Source organism: Modestobacter sp. SYSU DS0657, assembly GCF_054050925.1.
Genome location: NZ_JBJHAG010000026.1, coordinates 39262 through 58775, shown reverse-complemented (window position 1 = coordinate 58775; position 19514 = coordinate 39262). Strand labels below are relative to the sequence as shown.

Sequence of the window (19514 nt, the reverse complement as noted above, 5' to 3'; positions counted from 1 at the left end):
AGCACGCCGCCAGCGTTCGTCCTGAGCCAGGATCAAACTCTCCGTAGATGAATTCAACCCACGGCTGAGAACCGAGAGCTAGCACTCTCGATGTCAATCAACCAAAGGAATCCCCAACCCAATCGCAAAACGACCAGGCCGAATGGGGGTTTAACTATATGGCACTGACTTTCGGCACGCTGTTGAGTTCTCAAGGAGCGGACGCGCGAAGAACCTGGCCTCTCGGCCGTCGTCTTCGGCTTGGTGTCTTGCTCTCGGCGCTCGTTCCCGGCCTCGCGGCTCGTTCCCGGCGCAGAGAGAAACTTACGCGGCCCTCGCGGCGGGTGTCAAACCGGTGAGGTGGTGACCCGCGCCACCTGATCGGAACGTCGCCGTCACCTCGCGTTCACACGCCTCCGGCGGCTCCCCGCTCGGACCCGGTCAGGCGGCCCCGGGGCAGTGCACACCGGCGATGGAGCGCTTGCCCTTGCGGAGCACCAGCCACCCACCCGGGAGCCAGTCGCCGGCGGCCGGCACCGCGTCGGCATCGCCGACCCGGACGTTGTTGACGTACGCCCCGCCCTCCTTGACGGTGCGGCGCGCATCGGACAGCGACGTTGCCAGCCCCGCCTGCTGCAGCAGGGTGGCGACCGGAACGGCGGGGTCGTCGACCTCGACCGAGCCGGCCTCGGTGAGCGCGGCGGTCAGGGTCTGCGGGTCCAGGTCGGTCAGCTCCGCGCGTCCGAACAGTGCCCGGCCGGCGGCCTCCGCCTGGGCCAGTTCCCGCGGCCCGTGCACCAGTCGCGTGAGCTCCTCGGCCAGGGCGCGTTGCGGCGCGCGGGACGCCGGCCGCTCCTCCGACTCGGCGATCAGGGCGGCGACCTCCTCGGCAGGACGCTCGGAGAAGAGCGGGAGCCAGGCCCGGGCATCGACGTCGTCGGCGTTCAACCAGAACTGGAAGAAGGCGTAGGGCGACGTCAGGGTGGGGTCGAGCCACACGGCTCCCCCCTCGCTCTTGCCGAACTTCTGGCCGTCGGACTTGGTGACCAGCGGGGTGGTCAGCGCGTGCCCGGTCACCCCCTCGACCCGGCGCAGCAGGTCGATCCCGGCGGTCAGGTTCCCCCACTGGTCGGAGCCGCCGCTCTGCAGCGTCACGTCGTGGCGGCGGAACAGCTCGAGGTAGTCGTTGGCCTGCAGCAGCTGGTAGCTGAACTCGGTGAAGCTGATCCCGGCCTCGCTGTTGAGCCGGGCCGACACCGCCTCCTTGGCCAGCATCCGGCCGACCCGGAAGTGCTTGCCGATGTCCCGCAGGAAGTCCAGGGCCGACAGCTGCCCGGTCCACTCGAGGTTGTCCACGTAGACCGGCGCCCGCCGCGACGGGTCTTCGTGCACCGGCTGCTCCAGGAAGGGGGCCACCTGGGCGCGGATCCGGTCCACCCAGCCGGCCACCGTCGCCCGGTCGTTCAGCTGGCGCTCGGCGGTCATGCGCGGGTCACCGATCAGGCCGGTGGCCCCACCCACGAGCACCACCGGCTGGTGTCCGGCCCGTTGCAGCGCGCGCAGCACCATGAACTGGAGCAGGTGACCGACGTGCAGGCTCTCGGCCGTCGGGTCGAAGCCGCAGTAGTAGGTGACCGGGCCCTCCGCGAGGTGGGCGCGCAGGGCGTCCTCGTCGGTGCTCTGGGCGATCAGCCCGCGGCGGTGCAGCTCGTCGATCACGGAAGGCGCGGAGGTCACGGTCGTCCATCCTGCCTGGCGCTCCCCCGCCGCGGCTTCCCACCCGCCCGGAACACGCTCACCGACGGGGCGTCGGTCTCCCAGAACCGCCAGGGCAGCTCGGTCGCCACGCTGATCCCGACCCGCGGCCCGGTGGAGACGGCCGTCGGCGCGTTCCCGTGGTGCAGGCGCACGGCGGACGCCGGGTCGAGCAGGTGGGCACCCCGGTCATCGGGGCCGATGGCCAGGGCCTGGGTCAGCCGTGCCGGCCCCCGGGCCAGGTCGCGCACGACCTTCGCGGCCGGGCGGCGTTCCCGCGCCAGGGACTCCCCCGCCACCACCTCCCCCGCGCGCATGAGCACCGCGGAGCCGCGCCCCTCCGGGCCGACCACGACGTTGGCGCACCAGTGCACGCCGTAGCTGAAGTAGACGTACAGCCGACCCGGGGGGCCGAACATGATCTCCGCCCGCGGGGTGGGCCCCCGGTGTGCGTGCGAGGCCGGGTCCTCCCCCTGCCCGGAGTAGGCCTCGACCTCGGTCAGCCGGAGGGCCACCTGCCCCTCGGGGCGGTCGGTGACCACCCAGCAACCGAGCAGAGCACGCGCGACGTCGTCGACCGGCCCGAGCAGCTCCTCGGCGGTGAGGAGCGGCCCGGGCCGGGCGGCGGGCGGCGACCCGGTCAGAGCGCCGCCGCCACCGGGGAGGCCGTGGCCCAGTCGGCGTGCTGGCGGGCCTGCTCGGCCAGTGAGGCCAGCTGCTCGGCCACCCGCTCCGGTGCGGTGCCCCCACGCGCCTTGCGGGCGGCGAGTGCGCCCGGGACGGAGAGCACCGAGCGCACCTCTGGGGTGAGCCGCTCGTCGATGCCGGCGAGCTGGTCGTCGTCCAGCTGGTCGAGCTCCAGGCCGGCCCCCTCGCAGAAGGCGACCATCGCACCGCTGATCTCGTGCGCGGACCGGAAGGGCACGCCCTGGCGCACCAGCCACTCGGCGACGTCGGTGGCCAGCGCGAACCCCTGCGGCGCGGCCGCCTCGAGCACCTCGGGCCGCAGCGTGAGCGTGGCGATCATGCCGGTCACCGCGGGCAGCAGCAGGAGCAGCTGCTCCATGGAGTCGAAGACCGGCTCCTTGTCCTCCTGCAGGTCCCGGTCGTAGGCCAGCGGCAGGCCCTTGAGCATGGTCAGCAGGCCGGTCAGGTTGCCCACGAACCGCCCGGACTTCCCGCGGGCCAGCTCGGCGATGTCGGGGTTCTTCTTCTGCGGCATGATCGACGACCCGGTGGCCCAGGCGTCGTCGAGGCGGGCCCAGCCGAACTCGGTCGACGTCCAGAGCACCACCTCCTCCCCCAGCCGGGACAGGTGCACGCCGATCAGCGCCGCGGCGAAGGCGAACTCCGCGGCGAAGTCGCGGTCGCTGACCCCGTCGATGGAGTTGTCCGACGCGCGGTCGAAACCGAGCTCGGCGGCCACGGCGTCGGGGTCGAGCGGCAGGGACGAGCCGGCCAGCGCGCCGGAGCCGTAGGGGCTCACCGCGGTGCGCCGGTCCCAGTCGCGCAGGCGGTCGACGTCGCGGGTGATGGCGTGCGCGTGGGCCAGCAACTGGTGGGCGAAGAGCACCGGCTGGGCGTGCTGCAGGTGGGTCATCCCCGGCGCCGGCACGTCGCGGTAGCGGTCGGCCAGCCCCACGAGTGCGTACTCCAGGGAGGACAGCTCGGCGACCAGCGTCCGGACGTGGTGGCGGAGGTACAGCCGCAGGTCGGTGGCGATCTGGTCGTTGCGGCTGCGGCCGGCCCGCAGCTTGCCGCCGAGCGCGCCGAGCTTCTCGGTGAGCCCGCGTTCGAGGGCCTCGTGCACGTCCTCGTCGGCAGCGATGGCGGTGAACGTGCCGTCGGCCACCTCGGTCGACAGCTCGGTGAGCGCGCCGATCATGCGGGGCAGCTCGTCGTCGGTCAGCAGCCCGGCCCGGTGCAGCACGCGGGCGTGCGCCCGGGACCCGGCCAGGTCGAAGGGGGCCAGCTGCCAGTCGAAGTGGGTGGACTTCGACAACGCGGCCATCGCCGCCGACGGGCCGCCGCCGAAGCGGCCGCCCCACAGCCGGGTCTGGTTCGCCGCGGTCGCTGCCGGGTCGGTCACTGCACGCTCTCTTCCACGTCGTCGATGCTGTCGGACGCCGGGTCCGGGTGTGCGGCGGGGGTGCCCCCGGCCAGCGCCCGCAGCCGCTCGGCCAGGGCCGCCCCGCCGTCGGGGCGGCGGGAGACGACCAGCAGGGTGTCGTCGCCGGCGATGGTGCCCAGCACGTCGGGCAGGCCCACCTTGTCCAGGCCGGAGGCGAGGAACTGGGCGGCGCCCGGCGGGGTGCGCAGGACCGCCAGGTTGGCGCTGCCCTCCGCGCTGGTGAGCAGGTCGGCCAGCAGCCGGCTGAGGCGTGCGGGCGCGGCCTGGGCCGGCCGCAGCGGCGCGTTCTCCGGCGGCAGCACGTAGGACGCCGGGGCGCCGTCGGAGCCGCGGAGCTTCACCGCGCCGAGCTCCTCCAGGTCCCGCGACAGCGTGGCCTGGGTGACCTCGACGCCGGACTCGGCCAGCAGCTTGGCCAGGTGGGTCTGCGAGGTGACCGGGCCGGCGTTGATCAGCTCGGCGATGCGGGCGTGCCGCGCCGACCGGTTCAGCGCGCTGGTCATCGGGGCCTCACCCGTTGCGCTCCAGCAGCCAGAGCAACAGGGCCTTCTGCGCGTGCAGCCGGTTCTCCGCCTCGTCCCAGACCGCGCTCTGCGGGCCGTCGATCACCCCCGCGGCGATCTCCTTGCCGCGGTAGGCCGGCAGGCAGTGCAGGACGACGGCGTCGTCGGCGGCGCGGCCCAGCGATGCCTCGTCGACGGCGTAGGGCTCGAAGGGCGCGATCCGGGCGGCGTGCTCGTCCTCCTGCCCCATCGACACCCAGGTGTCGGTGACAAGCACGTCGGCGGCGTCGGCTGCGGCTGCCGGGTCGGCGGTCCACCGCACCGAGCCGCCGGTCTCCGCCGCGATGTCCGCGGCGCGCTTGACCACGGCCGGGTCGGGCTGGAAGCCCTCCGGCGAGCCGATCCGCACGTGCATGCCGGCCAGCGCCCCGCCGAGCAGGTAGGAGTGCGCCATGTTGTTGGCGCCGTCGCCCAGGTAGCTGAAGGTCAGGCCGGCCAGCCGGCCCTTGCGCTCGGCGACGGTCTGCAGGTCGGCCAGGATCTGGCACGGGTGGTACTCGGCGGTGAGGGCGTTGACGACCGGCACCCGGCTGGTGGCGGCCATCGTCTCCAGCCGGTCCTGGCCGAAGGTCCGCCACACGATCGCCGCGACCTGCCGGTCCAGCACCCGGGTGGTGTCCTCCACCGGTTCGCCGCGGCCCAGCTGGCTGGTGCCCGAGTCGATGACCAGCGGGAAGCCGCCGAGCTCGGCGATCCCCACCGAGAAGCTGATCCGCGTCCGGGTGGAGGGCTTGTCGAACAGCACCGCGACCGTCCGCGGCGCGCCGTTGGGCGCGCGCAGCGGCGTGGGCGCCTCCGCGGTCTGCCGGCCGGCCTTGAGCCGGGCGGCGAGCGCGAGGACCTCGGCCTGCTCGGCCGGGGTGAGGTCGTCGTCCTTGGTGAAGTGCCGGGTCACTGGTCGGCGTCCTGGAGCGCGACGTCCAGCGCTGCCGGGAGCGCGCTCACGAAGGCGTCGAGCTGGGCGTCGGTGACCACCAGCGGCGGAGCGAGCCGGACGGCGTCGGCTGCGACGGCGTTGGTGAGGAAGCCCGCGGCCCGCAGCTGGGCCTCCACCGCGGCGGCGACCGGGGCGGTGAGCACGATGCCGAGCAGTGCGCCCCGCCCCCGGACCCCGGCGATGCCCGGGTGGCCGAGCGCCTCGATCGCGCCGGTCACCCGGTGCTCGATCTCCTTGGCGCGCTCCAGCAGCCCCTCGTCGCGGATGGTGTCCAGCACCGCCAGCGCGGCGGCGGCCGCGATCGGGTTGCCACCGAAGGTGGAACCGTGCGACCCGGCGGTCATCAGGTCGGCGGCGCCGCCGAACGCCAGCACCGCGCCCAGCGGGAGCCCGCCGCCCAGCGCCTTGGCCAGGGTGATGACGTCGGGCTGCAGGCCGTCGGCCTGGGAGGCGAACCAGTGACCGGTGCGCCCGGTACCGGTCTGCACCTCGTCGACGGCGAAGAGTGCCCCCGCCTCGGTTGCCGCGGCGGCAGCGGCGGGCAGGTAGCCGGCCGGGGCGGGCAGCACACCGCCCTCCCCCAGCACCGGCTCGAGCAGCACCATCGCCGTCCGGTCGCCCACCGCCGTCCGCAGCGCCTCGACGTCGCCGTAGGGCACGTGCTGGACGCCCCCGGGCAGCGGCGCGAAGGCCGCGGACTTGCCCGGCTGGCCGGTGAGCGCCAGCGCGCCCATGGTCCGGCCGTGGAAGGAGCCCAGCGCGGTGACCACCTCGGACCGGCCGGTCAGCCGGCTGATCTTCAGCGCGGCCTCGTTGGCCTCGGCGCCGGAGTTGCAGAAGAACACCCGCCCGGGCCGGCCGGCCAGCTCCAGCAGCCGCTCGGCCAGCAGGACGCCGGGTTCGTGCATGGCCAGGTTGGAGACGTGCCCGAGCAGCTGCGCCTGCGCGGTGATCGCGTGCACGACGGCGGGGTGCGCGTGGCCCAGGATCGTCGTCGCGATGCCGCCGAGCAGGTCGGTGTACTCGCGGCCGTCGACGTCCCACACGGTGGCGCCGGCGCCACGGGCGAGCGCGACCGGCGGGGTCTTGTAGTTGCCCATCATCACCGTCGACCAGCGGGCCGACAGCTCCTCGGTGTGCGTCACGGTGCTGCCACTCCCTCCGGTGTCGGTTCGGCCGGGACGACCATCGTCCCGGTGCCCTCGGTGGTGAACATCTCCAGCAGCAGGGCGTGCGGCAGCCGGCCGTCGACGACGGTCGCCCGCTTCACCCCGCCCTCGACCGCCCGCAGGCAGGCGGCCATCTTCGGGATCATCCCGGCGTCCAGGGTCGGCAGGATCTCGGCCAGCTCGGTGGCGTCGATCTGCTCGACCAGGGAGTCGCGGTCGGGCCAGTTGGCGTAAAGGCCCTCGACGTCGGTGAGGACGACGAGCTTCACCGCACCGAGCGCGACGGCGAGCGCCGCGGCGGCGGTGTCGGCGTTGACGTTGTGCACCTGGCCGTCGGCGTCGGGGGCGACGGTGGCGACGACCGGGATGTGCCCGGCCTCCAGCAGGGCGGTGACCGGCGCGGGCTCGACCGCGACGACGTCACCGACCAGTCCGACGTCGACCGGCTCGCCGTCGACGATCGCGTGGGTGCGGGCGGCGGTGAACAGGCCGCCGTCCTCGCCGGACAGGCCGACGGCGAGCGGGCCGTGGGAGTTGATCAGCCCGACCACCTCGGGCCCGACCTGGCCGGTGAGCACCATCCGGACGACGTCGATCGTCTCCGGCGTGGTCACCCGCAGGCCACCGCGGAACTCGCTGGCGATGCCCAGCCGGTTGAGCATGGCGCTGATCTGCGGCCCACCGCCGTGGACGACGACCGGGAGGATCCCGCAGGTCCGCAGGAAGACCATGTCCTCGGCGAAGGCCCGCCGGCAGTCCTCGTCGACCATCGCGTGGCCGCCGTACTTGATCACCACGACCTTGCCGTGGAACTCCTGCAGCCAGGGCAGCGCACCGGTGAGGACGGCGACCTTGCGGGCGTCGCCCTCGGGATCGTGGGTGCGCATCACCCGGCGGGTGCCGATGGCGCGGCGACCGGCGGCCGACAGCTCGTCGGGGCGCACGTCGGGTGGCGTGGGGTCCTGCGGACCGGCCACCCCGGCCGGGGAGACCTGGTCGGGGGCGAGGTCGGGCGGGGTGGGGTCCTGCGCGGGGCTCAGGGCGTCGCTCATGTGGAGTAGGCCGAGTTCTCGTGCACGTAGGCGATGGACAGGTCGTTGGTCCAGATCGTGGCCTGTTCGGTGCCGGCCCTCAGGTCGACGTCGATGGTGATCTGGCGTCCGGTGAGGTCGACGCCCTCGCGCGGGTCGCCGATCGAGCCACCCCGGCACACGGTGACGCCGTTGATGGTGACGTCGACGGCATCGGCCTCGAAGGCGGCGTCGGTGGTGCCGATCGCCGCCAGCACCCGACCCCAGTTGGGGTCGTTGCCGAACAGGGCGGTCTTGAGCAGGTTGTTGCGCGCGCAGGCACGGCCGGCGGTCAGCGCGTCCCGCACCGTCGCGGCGTTGCGGACGGTGATCGCGATGTCCTTGGTGGATCCCTCGGCATCGGCGAGCAGCTGCATCGCGAGGTCGGTGGCCGCGGCGGTGAGCGCCGCGGTGAGCTCCTCCTCGGACGGCGTCACGCCGCTGGCGCCGTTGGCCATCGCGATCACCGTGTCGTTGGTGGACAGGCAGCCGTCGGAGTCGACCCGCTCCACGCTCACGCTGGTGGCCGCCGCGAGCGCCCGCTGCAGCACGTCGGACGGGACGAGGGCGTCGGTGGTGAGGACGACGAGCATGGTGGCCAGCGACGGGGCGAGCATGCCCGCGCCCTTGGCCATCCCGCCGACGGTCCAGGTGCCACCCTCGCTGCGGCCCTCCTGGACGGTCGTCTTGGGCACCGTGTCGGTGGTCATGATCGCCTGCGCGGCGGCGGTGCCGCCGTCGGCGGACAACGTCGCGACCGCGTCGCTGACGCCGGGCAGCAGCTTCTCCATCGGCAGCCGGACGCCGATGAGGCCGGTGGAGGCGACCGCGACGTCGATCGCGCCCACCTGCAGACCGGCCCGGCCGAGCTCGGCGGCCAGGTGCTCCGCGGTCGCGTGGGTGTCGCCGAAGCCCTCGGGGCCGGTGCACGCGTTGGCCCCGCCGGAGTTGAGCACGACGGCCTTGAGCCGGCCGGTGGCCAGCACCTGGCGGCTCCACTGCACCGGGGCGGCCGGGAAGCGGTTGGTGGTGAAGACGGCCGCCGCGGCGTCGTCCGGGCCGTCGTTGACCACGACGGCGACGTCCGGGTTGCCCGACGACTTGAGCCCGGCGGCGACGCCGGAGGCCCGGAAGCCCTGAGGGGCGGTGACTGTCACGGTGCGACTCCGACGAGCGGGAGACCGGTGGTCTCGGGGAGGCCGAGGGCGAGGTTGGCGCACTGGAGCGCGGCGCCGGCGGTGCCCTTGGTGAGGTTGTCGACGGCGGCGACCACGACCAGCCGGCCGGCATCGGGGTCGACGGCGAGCTGCAGCTGCACGGTGTTGGCGCCGAGGACGGCGGCGGTGGTCGGCCACTGCCCCTCGGGCAGCAGCTGCACGAACGGCTCGTCGGCGTAGGCCTTCGTGTAGGCGGCGCGGGCGGCGTCCGCGTCGACCCCCGGGGCCAGCGGCGCCGAGCAGGTGGCCAGGATGCCGCGGCTCATCGGCACGAGGGTCGGGGTGAAGCTCACGCCGACGGTCCTACCGGCTGCCTGGGACAGGTTCTGGACCATCTCCGGGGTGTGCCGGTGGACGCCGCCGACGCCGTACGCGCTGGCCGAGCCCATCACCTCGCTGCCCAGCAGGTGCGGCTTGGCGGACTTGCCGGCGCCGGAGGTACCGGAGGCGGCGACGACCACGACGTCGGGCTCCACCAGGCCGGCCGCGAGCGCCGGGGCCATCGCCAGGGTGACCGAGGTCGGGTAGCAGCCGGGGACGGCGATGCGGCGGGCTCCGACCAGCTGCTCCCGCTGGCCGGGCAGCTCGGGCAGCCCGTACGGCCACGAGCCGGAGTGCTCGCCGCCGTACCACCGGGCCCAGGCGGCCGGGTCGTTGAGCCGGTGGTCGGCGCCGCAGTCGATGACGAGCACGTCCTCAGGGAGCTGGGCGGCGATCGCTGCGGACTCTCCGTGCGGCAGCGCCAGGACGACGACGTCGTACCCGGCGAGGGTGGCGGCGTCGCTGGGCTGCACCACCAGGTCGGCGTACGGGAGGAGGTGTGGCTGGAGCTCCCCCAGGCGCCGGCCGGCGCTCGAGTTGGCGTGCACCCCGGTCAGCCGGAGCTGCGGGTGCCCGGCCAGGAGCCGGCACACCTCACCTCCGGCGTACCCGGTGGCGCCGGTGACCCCGACCGTCCACGTCTGCCCATCGCTCACAATGCATGACCATACACATTCATGCATGAACGTGTAAGCGGGTGGTGCCGTGACCGGAGATCCAGGCCACACCGGAGCTCGTCGACGCGTTCTGTCAGACCCCGGGTGCACAGTGCCCAGCACCCGGCGATCGCGGCCGGTCAGGGAGGACGGGAACGATGACCCAGACGCAGGACCGGCAGTGCGCACCGGCCGGTGGGATCGACCTGGTCGAGGAAGGTGGGGTCCCGGTCCTCCGGCTGCACGGCGAGGTCGACTCGCTCGTCGTCGAGGCCTGGGACGCGGGGGCTGCGCCCGGCTCTCGGCCGGCGCAGGCGGTCGACGCCTCCAGGGCGACCTTCCTGGACTGCCGGGGGCTGCGGATGCTCGTGCGGGAGACCGCGGCGGCCCGCCGGGCCGGGCTGCTGCCCGAGCTGCGCCACCCCTCCGCCGGCGTGCGCCGGCTCGTCGAGGCGACCGGGGCCGCTCCGTTGTTCGTCCAGGTCGGGTGAGCCACGGTCCGCGGCGGCGCCGATGAGTTCCGCGGGCGGCACCGGTCTCCCCGGCATGACCCAGACCCAGGCTCCGACCACCACCCTCACCTCGATCGCCGTCGCGATGTTCACCGTGGCCGACCAGGCTGCCGCCCTGGCCTTCTACATCGACGTCCTCCGCTTCGAGGTGCGCGGCGACCAGCGGTTCGGCGAGCACGGCGAGCACCGCTGGCTGGAGGTGGCCCCGCCCGGCTCGGCGACGCGCCTGGCCCTCAACCCACCGATGGAGGGCACGCCCGGCGGCGGGGTTATCGGCGTGGCGAGCACCGACGTGCTCGCCGAGCACGCCCGCCTGGCGGCCCGGGGTGACGTGGCGGTCGGTCCGACGCCGCTCCCCGTTCCCGGCGCGCCGCTGCTCTTCAGCGTGCGCGACCCCGACGGCAACACCGTGTGGGTCGTCGAGGCGGGGACCGCCGGCTGAGCCGACCGGCGCCGGTCGGGCCGGGGCGGCCGCCGAGCACGCCGGCCTCAGCCGGTGGGGTCGTCGTCCCCGTACCGGCGCAGCCGCAGCATCCGGGCGTCGCCCTCGGGCTGCACCGAGCGCAGGGTGTCCAGGTCGTCGGCCCCGGCCCGGACGAATCGGCCCGACCACTGGTCCAGCTCCCCGGCGGCGATCGCGGCCACCAGGTCGACGACGGTCTGCGGGTCGGTCCACTCGGTGCGGCCCTCGTGGATCGACATCGACGTCGACATCGCCGTCTCGACCACGCCGGGCGAGAGGTCGAAGGCGCGCACCCCAGTACCGGCCAGGCCGGCGTGCAGCACCTCGGTCAGCCGCATCAGCCCGGTCTTGCCGACCGAGTAGGCGCTGTAGAGGTCCCGGCCGCGGGTGCTCAGCCCACTGCCCAGGTCGATCACCCGGCCCCGGCCGCGCTCGACCATCCCCGGCACCACGGCGTGCACCAGCAGCAGCGGCCCGCGCACGTGGCTCTCCACCACGCGCCACCAGTCGTCGGGGTCGGCCTGCCAGACGGGCACCTCCGCGGTGTCCATCAGCCCGGCGTTGTTGACCAGCAGGTCGACCGCGCCCAGCTCGGCGGTGACCCGGCCGACGGCGGCCTCCACCGCCGCGCGGTCGGTGACGTCGGCCGGGACGGCCAGGGTCCGGGCGCCGGTGGCCTCGGCCACCTCGTCCATCGCCGTCCGCAGCCGGTCGGGCGACCGCGCCATCCCGGCCACCGCGGCGCCCCGGGCGGCCAGCCCCTGCGCCAGGTGCCGGCCGATGCCCGCCGACGCCCCGGTGACCAGGGCGACGGTGCCGGCCAGGTCCGGTGCCTCAGCCACGGAGCACCGCCCCGACCGCCTCGCCGGCCAGCGACACGGCCCGGTCGAAGGCCACCTTGGCCTCCTCGCCGGTCAGCGTCCGGTCCGGCGCGCGGAAGGTGAACGCGTAGGCCAGCGACCGGTGGCCCTCCGGCACCTGCGAGCCCGCGTAGACGTCGAACAGGCGCAGCTCCTCCAGCAGGTCACCGGCGCCCTCGGACAGCGCCCGGCGGACGTCGGCCTCCGGGTGTTGCTCGGGAACGACCAGCGCGGCGTCCATGTGCACCGGCGGGAAGCTGGAGACGTGCGGGCCGACCGGGACCGCGGCGGCCGGGAAGGCGTCGACGTCGATCTCCATCACCGACGTGCGGGCCGGCAGCTCCAGCGCCGCGCAGACGCGCGGGTGCAGCTCGCCGGCGTACCCGACGACCCGGCCCTCGACCAGCAGCTCCGCGCAGCGGCCGGGGTGCCAGGGCGCCCGCTCCCCCGCGCGCACGGTGAGCTCGACCCCGGCGGCCTCGGCGACGGTGCGGGCGGCCTGCACCGCGTCGGCCCACTCCGCCGGGCGGCCCGGGCCCCACCAGCCGCGCGGCTCGCGCTGCCCGGTCAGCGCCACCCCGACGTGCCAGGGCTGCGCCGGTACCGCACCCAGCAGCGCGGCCAGGGTCGCGTCGTCCGGACGGGCGTCGACGCCGGGCACCGGCGCGGCGCCGGTGAGCCCGCCGGGGAAGACGGCACCGTGCTCGAAGACCGACAGGTCGCGCTGGCCGCGGCCCAGGTTCCGGGCCAGCGTGGCCAGCAGGCCCGGCAGCAGCGTGGTGCGCAGCGCGGGCGCCTCCTCCGACAGCGGGTTGCGGAGCGTGATGAGCGTGCGCCGCTCGTCGTCGTCCGGCAGGCCGAGCGCGTCCAGCTGCGTCGACCCGATGAACGGGTAGGCCGGCGCCTCCACGTAGCCGGCGTCGGCCAGCGCCCGGCCGATGCTGCGCCGGCGGCGCTGCCGCTCGGTCAGGCCGCGCCCGGGCGGGGCGGTGGGCAGCACGGAGGGGATCTCGTCGAACCCCACGCTCCGCACCACCTCCTCGACCAGGTCGGCCGGATCGGTGAGGTCACCGCGCCAGGACGGCGGGGTCACCTGCAGGTTCTGGCCGTCGCCGTCGACCGTCGCGCCGATGGCCTGCAGCACCTCGACCACCTGCGACGGCGGGTAGTCCACACCGGCGATCCGGCCGGGCAGGCCGGCGTCCAGCGCGATCACCGGCCGCGGGGCCCGGGTGTCGAGGTCGACCGGCGCACCGACGACGGTGGCGCCGCCGTGCTGGGCGAGCAGGCCGGCGGCGCGGGCGAGTGCGACCACGGTGACGTCGGGGTCGGTGCCCCGCTCGAACCGCTTGGCCGCCTCGCTGGGCAGCTTGTGCCGGCGCACCCCGCGGGAGATCCCGGTCTGCTCCCAGTGCGCGGCCTCCAGCAGCACGGCGGTGGTGCCCGCCCCGATCTCGGTGGAGGCGCCGCCCATCACCCCGGCCAGCCCGATCGGGCCGGAGTCATCGGCGATGAGCAGGTCGTCGTCGGTGAGCGCCCGGTCCACGCCGTCCAAGGTGGTGAGCCGCTCCCCCGCCCGGGCCCGGCGCACGGTGACCGGGCCGGACACGGTGTCCCGGTCGAAGGCGTGCATCGGCTGGCCCAGCTCGAGCATCACGTAGTTGGTGACGTCGACGGCCAGCGAGATGCTGCGGATCCCGCACTGGGCCAACCGGCGGCGCAGCGCCCAGGGGCTCGGCGCCGCCGGGTCCAGGCCCTCCAGCGCCAGCATGGAGAACCGGTCGCAGCGGTCGGCGTCGGCGACGGTGACCTGCCAGGCCGGGTCGCCGGACCAGGCGGGCGGGGTGAGCGCGGCCGGGTCGCGCCACTCGACGCCGAGGGCCGCGGCGAGGTCGCGGGCGATGCCGCGCAGGCTCATCGCGTAGCCCCGGTCCGGGGTGACCTCCAGGTCGAAGACCACGTCGTCCAGGCCGAGCACGCCGTGCGCGGGGGTGCCCGGTTCGATGCCGTCACGCCCGAGCACCAGGATGCCGGCGTGGTCCTCGCCGATGCCCAGCTCGCGGACCGAGCAGATCATCCCGTCGGAGACGTGGTCGTAGGTCTTCCGGGCGGCGATGGCGAAGTCGCCGGGCAACACTGCACCGGGCAGGGCCGCAACCACCAGGTCGCCGACGGCGAAGTTGCGGGCGCCGCAGACGATGCCCCGGGGAGCCTCCTCGCCGACGTCGACCTGGCAGTACCGGATCGGCTTCTTGAAGCCGGTGAGCTCCTCGATCCCCAGCACCCGGCCGACCACCAGCGGCCCGGTGGTCACCGGTGGACGGTGGACGTCCTCCACCTCGAAGCCGAGCCGCACGAACGCCTCGTCGAGCTCCTCGACCGTCGTTCCGGCCGGGATGTCGACGTGCTCGGTCAGCCAGCTGACGGGGACCCTCATGCCTGCACTCCGAACGCACTCGTGAACCGGACGTCGCCCTCGACGATGTCGTGCATGTCGCCGACGCCGGAGCGGAACTGCAGGGCCCGCTCGATGCCCATGCCGAAGGCGAAGCCGGTGTACTCGTCGGGGTCGATGCCGCAGGCGCGCAGCACCCGCGGGTTGACCATCCCGCAGCCACCCCACTCGACCCAGCGCGGGCCGTCGCGGTGCTCGGGGAACCAGACGTCGAACTCCGCCGAGGGCTCGGTGAACGGGAAGAAGTGCGGCCGCCAGCGGGTCTGCGCGTCCGGCCCGAAGAGCACCCGGGCCAGGTGGTCCAGCGTGCCGCGCAGGTGCGCCATGGTCAGCCCGCGGTCGACGGCCAGGCCCTCGACCTGGTGGAAGACCGGGGTGTGCGTCGCGTCCAGCTCGTCGGTGCGGTACACCCGTCCGGGGGCGACGACGTAGATCGGCGGCGTGCGCTCGAGCATGGTGCGGGCCTGCACCGGGCTGGTGTGGGTGCGCAGCACCAGGCCGGAGTCCTCCGGGGCGACGAAGAAGGTGTCGGCCAGCGACCGGGCGGGGTGGTCGGGCCCGGTGTTGAGCGCGTCGAAGTTCAGCCACTCCGCCTCGAGCTCGGGCCCCTCGGCCACCTCGTAGCCCATGCCGACGAAGACGTCGGCGATCCGCTCGGTGAGCGTGGTCAGCGGGTGCCGGGCGCCCCGGGGGGCGCGGTCCCAGGGCAGCGTGACGTCGACCCGCTCCTCGGCGAGCACCCGCTCGTCCCGCTCGGCCTCCAGCACCGCCAGGCGCTCCTCGTAGGCGGCGGTCACCGCGGTGCGCGCGGCGTTCACCCGCTTGCCCGCGTCGGCCCGGGCAGCCGGGGGCAGCGCGCCGAGCTCACGGCGGGCCAGCAGCACCGGTGCGCGGTCGCCCAGGTGGGCCGGCCGGACGGCGGCCAGCGCCGCCAGGTCACCGGCTCCGGCGAACGCCTCGGCGGCCGCCTGCACGGCGGCGTCGAGGGCCTCCGCGCTCAGCGCGGCGACCTGCTTGGGGTCGTAGGGGTCGTTGGCGCCAGACACGGGACGCCATTCTGCCCGGCCCGGGCCGCCCTCCGCGCCCGGGTTCCGCTCAGCCCTGGGCGAGCTGGGTGGTGTAGAGGCAGATCGAGGCGGCGACGGAGAGGTTGAGGCTCTCCGCGCGACCGCGCATCGGCACCCGCACGCGCGCGTCGGCCAGTGCACCCAGCTCCGGGTCCAGTCCGCGGGCCTCGTTGCCGAACAGCCACAGCACCGGTCCGGCGAGCAGCCCCTCGCCGGCGGCGGCGTCCAGGGGCACCTCCCCCCCGCCGTCGGCGGCGAGCACGGTGACCCCGGCGGCCTGCACGTCGGGGACCAGCCGGTCCAGCGGCGCGCTGCGCACGACGTCGACGTGAAAGAGGCTGCCGGCGCTGCTGCGCACCACCTTGCCGTTGTAGGGGTCGGTGGACCCGGCGCCGAAGACCACGGCGCCGGCGCCGCACGCGTCGGCGGTGCGCAGCACGGTGCCGGCGTTGCCCGGGTCGTTGAGCTCGGCCAGCGCCACCGCCAGCTGCGGCGGGTCGACCAGCAACGCCTCGGCGGGGATGTCGCGCAGCCGGCAGACGGCGACGAGTCCCTGCGGCGTGACGGTCTCCGACAGCGACGCCGCGGCCTTCTCGGTGACCAGCCGGACCGGCACCCGGGTGGCGGCGAGCAGTTCCCGGTGCGCGGCGGCGGCGGTCTCGGTGGCGAACACCTCGCGGACGGCGTCCGGGTTGCCCGCGGCCTCGGCGAGCGCCTCGCCGACCGCCTGCCGCCCCTCGGCCAGGAACGCGCCGGCGGCGTCCCGGCCGCTGCGGCGGGTGAGCTTGCGGGCAGCCGCCACCCGCGCGGAACGCTCGGTCAGCATGTCGGCACGAGGGTCCTCTCATCCGTGGGCGGACAGACGACGACGCCGTCGTGCGCGGGTCTCGAGGACCCGCCCACGACGGCGTCGTGCAGTGCGGTGCTGCGGCGTCAGGCCGCGGTGGCGGCGCCGGTCGCCTCGGGGTTCGCGGCGAGCGCGGCCCGGGCGGACTCCACCAGCGTGGCGAAGGCGGCCGGCTCGGAGACGGCGAGCTCGGCCAGGACGCGGCGGTCCAGGTCGATGCCGGCGAGCTTGAGGCCCTGCATGAACCGGTTGTAGGTCATGTCGTTCTGGCGCGCCGCGGCGTTGATCCGGGTGATCCACAGCTTGCGGAAGTCACCCTTGCGGACCTTGCGGTCGCGGTAGTTGTAGGTGGCCGAGTGGAGGATCTGCTCCTTGGCCTTGCGGTAGAGCCGCGAGCGCTGGCCGCGGTACCCGCTGGCCGCCTCGAGGGTCGTACGACGCTTCTTCTGGGCGTTGACCGCCCGCTTCACGCGTGCCACGTGAGAGCTCCTGTCTTCTGGTTACGGAGGGGGCGGTCAGCGACCGAGCAGCTTCTTCATCCGGCTGGTGTCGGCCGGGGACAGCACACCGGTGCCGCTGATGCGGCGCTTCCGGGAGCTCGACTTGTGCTCGAACTTGTGCTGGTTGTTCTGGTGCTCGGCCACCAGCTTCCCGGTGCCCGTGACGCGGATCCGCTTGGCGGCGCCCTTGTGGGTCTTGTTCTTCGGCATCTCTAGACGTCCTGTTCGTGTCTGCCCGGCGCCGGGCAGCAGCTGCTGCCCGGCGCGAGTGCGTCGGTGTGGTGCCCGGCCGGCGTCAGGCCGGGGGCGCCTGCTCCGCGGTCGCGTCGTTGGCCGCCTGCTTCTCCGCCTTCGCGGTGCGCCGCGCCGTGTCCGTCGCCGCCTGGTTCCGGTGCGGTGCGATCACCATGACCATGTTCCGGCCGTCCTGCTTGGGGTTGGACTCCACCACCCCGAGGTCGGCGACGTCGCCGGCCAGTCGCTGCAGCAGCTTGTAGCCCATCTCCGGGCGGGACTGCTCGCGACCGCGGAACATCACGGTGATCTTGACCTTGTCGCCGCCCTTGAGGAAGCGCTCGACGTGGCCCTTCTTGGTCTCGTAGTCGTGCGGGTCGATCTTCAGGCGCAGCCGCATCTCCTTGATGACGGTGAGCGCCTGGTTGCGCCGGGCCTCGCGGGCCTTCTGCGCGGTCTCGTACTTGAACTTGCCGTAGTCCATGAGCTTGACGACGGGCGGCCGGGCCATGGGGGCGACCTCGACCAGGTCGAGCTCACTGTCCTGCGCCAGACGCAGCGCCTCGCCGATCGGCACGATGCCGACCTGCTCGCCCTCGGGACCGACCAGGCGGACCTCGGGGACGCGGATACGGTCGTTGATGCGGGGCTCGGTGATGGCCTCTCCTCTGCTGCTGCGGGGAGGAGTTCGCTGGCCCACCCGGGCGCCGGACGACAAAGGCCCCGCGAGCTGCTGCTCACGGGGCCCACTCGCCGGTCGCCACACAGGGCACCCCGGGGCGGGGGTGTCCGTGCGGTTCACGCGGGACGGCAGAGCCGACCTGCGTGATCCGGGGACCTGGGTGCCTGTGACGGCGCCAGGTGGGAGCGGGCTCCTCTTCGGTCAGCGGCCGGGATGCTGGATCTCGGCCACCGTGGTTCACGCGCCTCGATGTAGCGGGGGGAGGCGCACTCACCTTACAGCGTCGTCACCGCGTGCGTCATTCCCAGGGGTAGAGCAGGTCGGGAGCCGGCGTGGCGTGCCGCTCCTGGTGGGCGGCCAGCAGCGCCCGCAGCCCCCGGACGGCGGCCACCGCGCGGGCGCCGTCGGTGGCCTGGACCGCGGTCACACCCAGCTCGTCACCGTTGGTCAGCATCAGGCTGGCCCAGGGCGAGTGCTCGTCGAACCGGACGGCCCGCACCGCGTCCCACGGCAGCTGGTGCTCGACGAGCATGTTGCGCACCCGGACCCCCTCGGCGTCCGCGTGCACCCGGGACCGGCCCAGCACCAGCACCCCCGCGCCGAGCGCGAGGCCCAGCCCGACCATGGCCAGCTGGTCGGCGGTCTGGAAGGCGACGACGCCGGTCGAGGACTCCTTGAGCAGGACGGCGACCACCACCATCACCCCGACGAGCCCGGCCGCGGCCACCGCGGTGACCAGGCGCAGCCGGCGTGGGACGGCGGTGACCGGGGCGGGCGCGGCGACGTCGGGTCCAGGGGTGGGCACGGCTCCATCCTGCACCGCCGGGCGGGCATCGCGCCGCTCCCGTTCGGTACCGGTGGGGTTCCGTGTCACACGGTTGGAACATCCGAACGCGCACCATGGGGGTGTGACCGGGAGCCCGCTCGACCACCGCCCGCAGGACGACGCCGTGGTCGAGGAGCTGTTGCCGCTGGCCGGCTACACGGTCGCGGTGACCGCGGCCCGGAGGAGTGAGGAGCTCGGCGCCCTGCTGGACCGCCGCGGTGCCCGGGTGGTCTACGCCCCGGCGATCCGGATCGTGCCGCTGTCCGACGACGCGGACCTGGTCTCGGCCACGGAAGAGGTGCTGGCCCGGCCGGTGGACCTGGTGGTGGCGACCACCGGAGTGGGCTTCCGGGGTTGGCTCGAGGCCGCCGATGCCTGGGACCTGCCGCTGCGCGAGCACCTGCAGGGCGCCCGGGTGCTCGCCCGCGGCCCGAAGGCCCGCGGCGCCATCCGCGGCGCCGGGCTGGTCGACGCCTGGTCACCGGAGTCGGAGAGCTCCGCCGAGGTGCTCGAGCACCTGCTCTCGGGCGCCGAGGGCCCGCTGCCGGGCCGCCGGATCGCCGTCCAGCTGCACGGCGACCCGCTGCCGGAGCTGGTCGCCGGCCTGGAGCGGGCCGGCGCCGAGGTGGTGCGCGTCCCGGTCTACCGGTGGGTGCTGCCCGAGGACACCGCGCCGCTGCGCCGGCTGGTCACCGCCATCGCCGCCCGCGGGGTCGACGCCGTCACCTTCACCAGCGCACCGGCCGCAGCGAGCCTGCTGCAGGTGGCGGCCGACGAGGGCGTGCGGGCCGGGGTGCTCGCCGCCTTCGCCGATGCCGTCCTGCCGGTCGCGGTCGGGCCGGTCACCGCCGGGCCGCTGGACGCCGCCGGGATCCGCTCGGTGCAGCCCACCCGGGCCCGGCTCGGCGCGCTGGCCCGCGAGGTGGTCGCCCAGCTCCCAGCCCGTCACCCGGTGCTCACCTCCGGAGCGCACACGCTCCAGGTGCGGGGGCACGCCGCGGTGCTCGACGGCCGGCTGGTCGAGCTCCCACCGGGCCCGATGGCGGTGCTCCGGGCGCTGGCCCGCCGGCCCGGGGTCGTCGTCTCCCGCCCCGACCTGCTGGCCGAGCTCTCCGGCGGTGGCGACGCGCACGCGGTCGAGATGGCGGTGACCCGGCTGCGGGCGGCGCTCGGGGCCCCGGTCGTGGAGACCGTGGTCAAGCGGGGCTACCGCCTCGCGGTCTGAGTAAGGACCCCCTTCTCCCCGGGAAGGACCCCGTCCCCCTCACCC

Annotated in this window: 20 protein-coding genes; 3 read left to right on the top strand and 17 right to left on the bottom strand. The window is 74.7% G+C overall.

Annotation, left to right across the window (positions count from 1 at the left end):
- Window positions 1-420: 420 nt before the first annotated feature.
- The 9 genes from tyrS to argC are packed head-to-tail and all read right to left on the bottom strand — an operon-like array spanning window position 421 to window position 9798.
- On the bottom strand, window positions 421-1716 hold the full coding sequence (gene tyrS, locus ACI79A_RS15710; protein ID WP_457084686.1) for a tyrosine--tRNA ligase: 1296 nt from the start codon (window positions 1714-1716) through the stop codon (window positions 421-423).
- Window positions 1713-2378 carry a DNA-3-methyladenine glycosylase gene (locus ACI79A_RS15705; RefSeq protein ID WP_457084688.1) on the bottom strand — a complete coding sequence of 222 codons (666 nt, stop codon included), beginning with the start codon at window positions 2376-2378 and terminating at the stop codon, window positions 1713-1715. Before ACI79A_RS15705 ends, tyrS begins: the two co-directional genes overlap by 4 nt.
- Entirely contained in the window at window positions 2375-3823 is a 1449-nt protein-coding gene (gene argH, locus ACI79A_RS15700; RefSeq protein ID WP_457084685.1) for an argininosuccinate lyase, read from the bottom strand. The genes ACI79A_RS15705 and argH overlap by 4 nt, the downstream gene beginning before the upstream one ends.
- Complete coding sequence (locus ACI79A_RS15695) at window positions 3820-4368, bottom strand: arginine repressor (RefSeq protein WP_457084684.1); 549 nt, start codon at window positions 4366-4368, stop codon at window positions 3820-3822. The genes argH and ACI79A_RS15695 overlap by 4 nt, the downstream gene beginning before the upstream one ends.
- Window positions 4369-4375: 7 nt before the next feature.
- Window positions 4376-5323, bottom strand: a complete 948-nt coding sequence (gene argF / locus ACI79A_RS15690; protein WP_457084683.1) for an ornithine carbamoyltransferase — start codon at window positions 5321-5323, stop codon at window positions 4376-4378.
- Window positions 5320-6510: an acetylornithine transaminase gene (locus ACI79A_RS15685; protein ID WP_457084682.1), complete on the bottom strand. Its 1191-nt coding sequence runs from the start codon at window positions 6508-6510 to the stop codon at window positions 5320-5322. Before ACI79A_RS15685 ends, argF begins: the two co-directional genes overlap by 4 nt.
- The gene (gene argB / locus ACI79A_RS15680; RefSeq protein WP_457084681.1) at window positions 6507-7586 is read right to left on the bottom strand and encodes an acetylglutamate kinase; all 1080 of its coding nucleotides are present in this window, start codon (window positions 7584-7586) and stop codon (window positions 6507-6509) included. Before argB ends, ACI79A_RS15685 begins: the two co-directional genes overlap by 4 nt.
- On the bottom strand, window positions 7583-8761 hold the full coding sequence (gene argJ, locus ACI79A_RS15675) for a bifunctional glutamate N-acetyltransferase/amino-acid acetyltransferase ArgJ (RefSeq protein ID WP_457084680.1): 1179 nt from the start codon (window positions 8759-8761) through the stop codon (window positions 7583-7585). Before argJ ends, argB begins: the two co-directional genes overlap by 4 nt.
- On the bottom strand, window positions 8758-9798 hold the full coding sequence (gene argC, locus ACI79A_RS15670) for an N-acetyl-gamma-glutamyl-phosphate reductase (protein ID WP_457084679.1): 1041 nt from the start codon (window positions 9796-9798) through the stop codon (window positions 8758-8760). Before argC ends, argJ begins: the two co-directional genes overlap by 4 nt.
- 158 nt (window positions 9799-9956) lie before the next feature.
- Between argC and ACI79A_RS15665 the strand changes: the two genes are divergently transcribed.
- Window positions 9957-10289: an STAS domain-containing protein gene (locus tag ACI79A_RS15665; protein ID WP_457084678.1), complete on the top strand. Its 333-nt coding sequence runs from the start codon at window positions 9957-9959 to the stop codon at window positions 10287-10289.
- Window positions 10290-10344: 55 nt separating this feature from the next.
- Entirely contained in the window at window positions 10345-10752 is a 408-nt protein-coding gene (locus ACI79A_RS15660; protein WP_457084677.1) for a VOC family protein, read from the top strand.
- Window positions 10753-10799: 47 nt separating this feature from the next.
- Here the strand turns inward: ACI79A_RS15660 and ACI79A_RS15655 are convergent, their stop codons facing one another.
- From ACI79A_RS15655 to ACI79A_RS15620, 8 genes are all read right to left on the bottom strand, one after another.
- A complete protein-coding gene (locus ACI79A_RS15655) occupies window positions 10800-11615 on the bottom strand; it encodes an SDR family oxidoreductase (RefSeq protein ID WP_457084676.1) in 816 nt (271 codons plus the stop codon).
- Entirely contained in the window at window positions 11608-14070 is a 2463-nt protein-coding gene (pheT, locus tag ACI79A_RS15650; RefSeq protein WP_457084675.1) for a phenylalanine--tRNA ligase subunit beta, read from the bottom strand. Before pheT ends, ACI79A_RS15655 begins: the two co-directional genes overlap by 8 nt.
- A complete protein-coding gene (gene pheS / locus ACI79A_RS15645) occupies window positions 14067-15134 on the bottom strand; it encodes a phenylalanine--tRNA ligase subunit alpha (RefSeq protein ID WP_457084674.1) in 1068 nt (355 codons plus the stop codon). The genes pheT and pheS overlap by 4 nt, the downstream gene beginning before the upstream one ends.
- A gap of 49 nt (window positions 15135-15183) precedes the next feature.
- On the bottom strand, window positions 15184-15981 hold the full coding sequence (locus ACI79A_RS15640) for a TrmH family RNA methyltransferase (RefSeq protein WP_457084673.1): 798 nt from the start codon (window positions 15979-15981) through the stop codon (window positions 15184-15186).
- 107 nt (window positions 15982-16088) lie between these two features.
- A complete protein-coding gene (rplT, locus tag ACI79A_RS15635) occupies window positions 16089-16481 on the bottom strand; it encodes a 50S ribosomal protein L20 (RefSeq protein ID WP_457084672.1) in 393 nt (130 codons plus the stop codon).
- Window positions 16482-16517: 36 nt separating this feature from the next.
- Window positions 16518-16712: a 50S ribosomal protein L35 gene (gene rpmI, locus ACI79A_RS15630; RefSeq protein ID WP_457084671.1), complete on the bottom strand. Its 195-nt coding sequence runs from the start codon at window positions 16710-16712 to the stop codon at window positions 16518-16520.
- Between the two features lie 85 nt (window positions 16713-16797).
- The gene (gene infC, locus ACI79A_RS15625) at window positions 16798-17436 is read right to left on the bottom strand and encodes a translation initiation factor IF-3 (protein WP_457084670.1); all 639 of its coding nucleotides are present in this window, start codon (window positions 17434-17436) and stop codon (window positions 16798-16800) included.
- A 280-nt stretch (window positions 17437-17716) separates the two neighbouring features.
- The gene (locus tag ACI79A_RS15620; RefSeq protein ID WP_457084669.1) at window positions 17717-18223 is read right to left on the bottom strand and encodes a PH domain-containing protein; all 507 of its coding nucleotides are present in this window, start codon (window positions 18221-18223) and stop codon (window positions 17717-17719) included.
- Between the two features lie 103 nt (window positions 18224-18326).
- Between ACI79A_RS15620 and ACI79A_RS15615 the strand changes: the two genes are divergently transcribed.
- Window positions 18327-19469 carry a uroporphyrinogen-III synthase gene (locus ACI79A_RS15615; RefSeq protein WP_457084668.1) on the top strand — a complete coding sequence of 381 codons (1143 nt, stop codon included), beginning with the start codon at window positions 18327-18329 and terminating at the stop codon, window positions 19467-19469.
- Window positions 19470-19514 lie beyond the last annotated feature (45 nt).

Bases quoted from the DNA above. Each gene is read 5' to 3' on its own strand.
- ACI79A_RS15695 (WP_457084684.1), bottom strand. From the start codon at position 4,368: ATGACCAGCGCGCTGAACCGGTCGGCGCGGCACGCCCGCATCGCCGAG.
- argB (WP_457084681.1), bottom strand. From the start codon at position 7,586: ATGAGCGACGCCCTGAGCCCCGCGCAGGACCCCACCCCGCCCGACCTC.
- ACI79A_RS15665 (WP_457084678.1), top strand. From the start codon at position 9,957: ATGACCCAGACGCAGGACCGGCAGTGCGCACCGGCCGGTGGGATCGAC.
- ACI79A_RS15660 (WP_457084677.1), top strand. From the start codon at position 10,345: ATGACCCAGACCCAGGCTCCGACCACCACCCTCACCTCGATCGCCGTC.
- pheT (WP_457084675.1), bottom strand. From the start codon at position 14,070: ATGAGGGTCCCCGTCAGCTGGCTGACCGAGCACGTCGACATCCCGGCC.
- ACI79A_RS15640 (WP_457084673.1), bottom strand. From the start codon at position 15,981: ATGCTGACCGAGCGTTCCGCGCGGGTGGCGGCTGCCCGCAAGCTCACC.
- rpmI (WP_457084671.1), bottom strand. From the start codon at position 16,712: ATGCCGAAGAACAAGACCCACAAGGGCGCCGCCAAGCGGATCCGCGTC.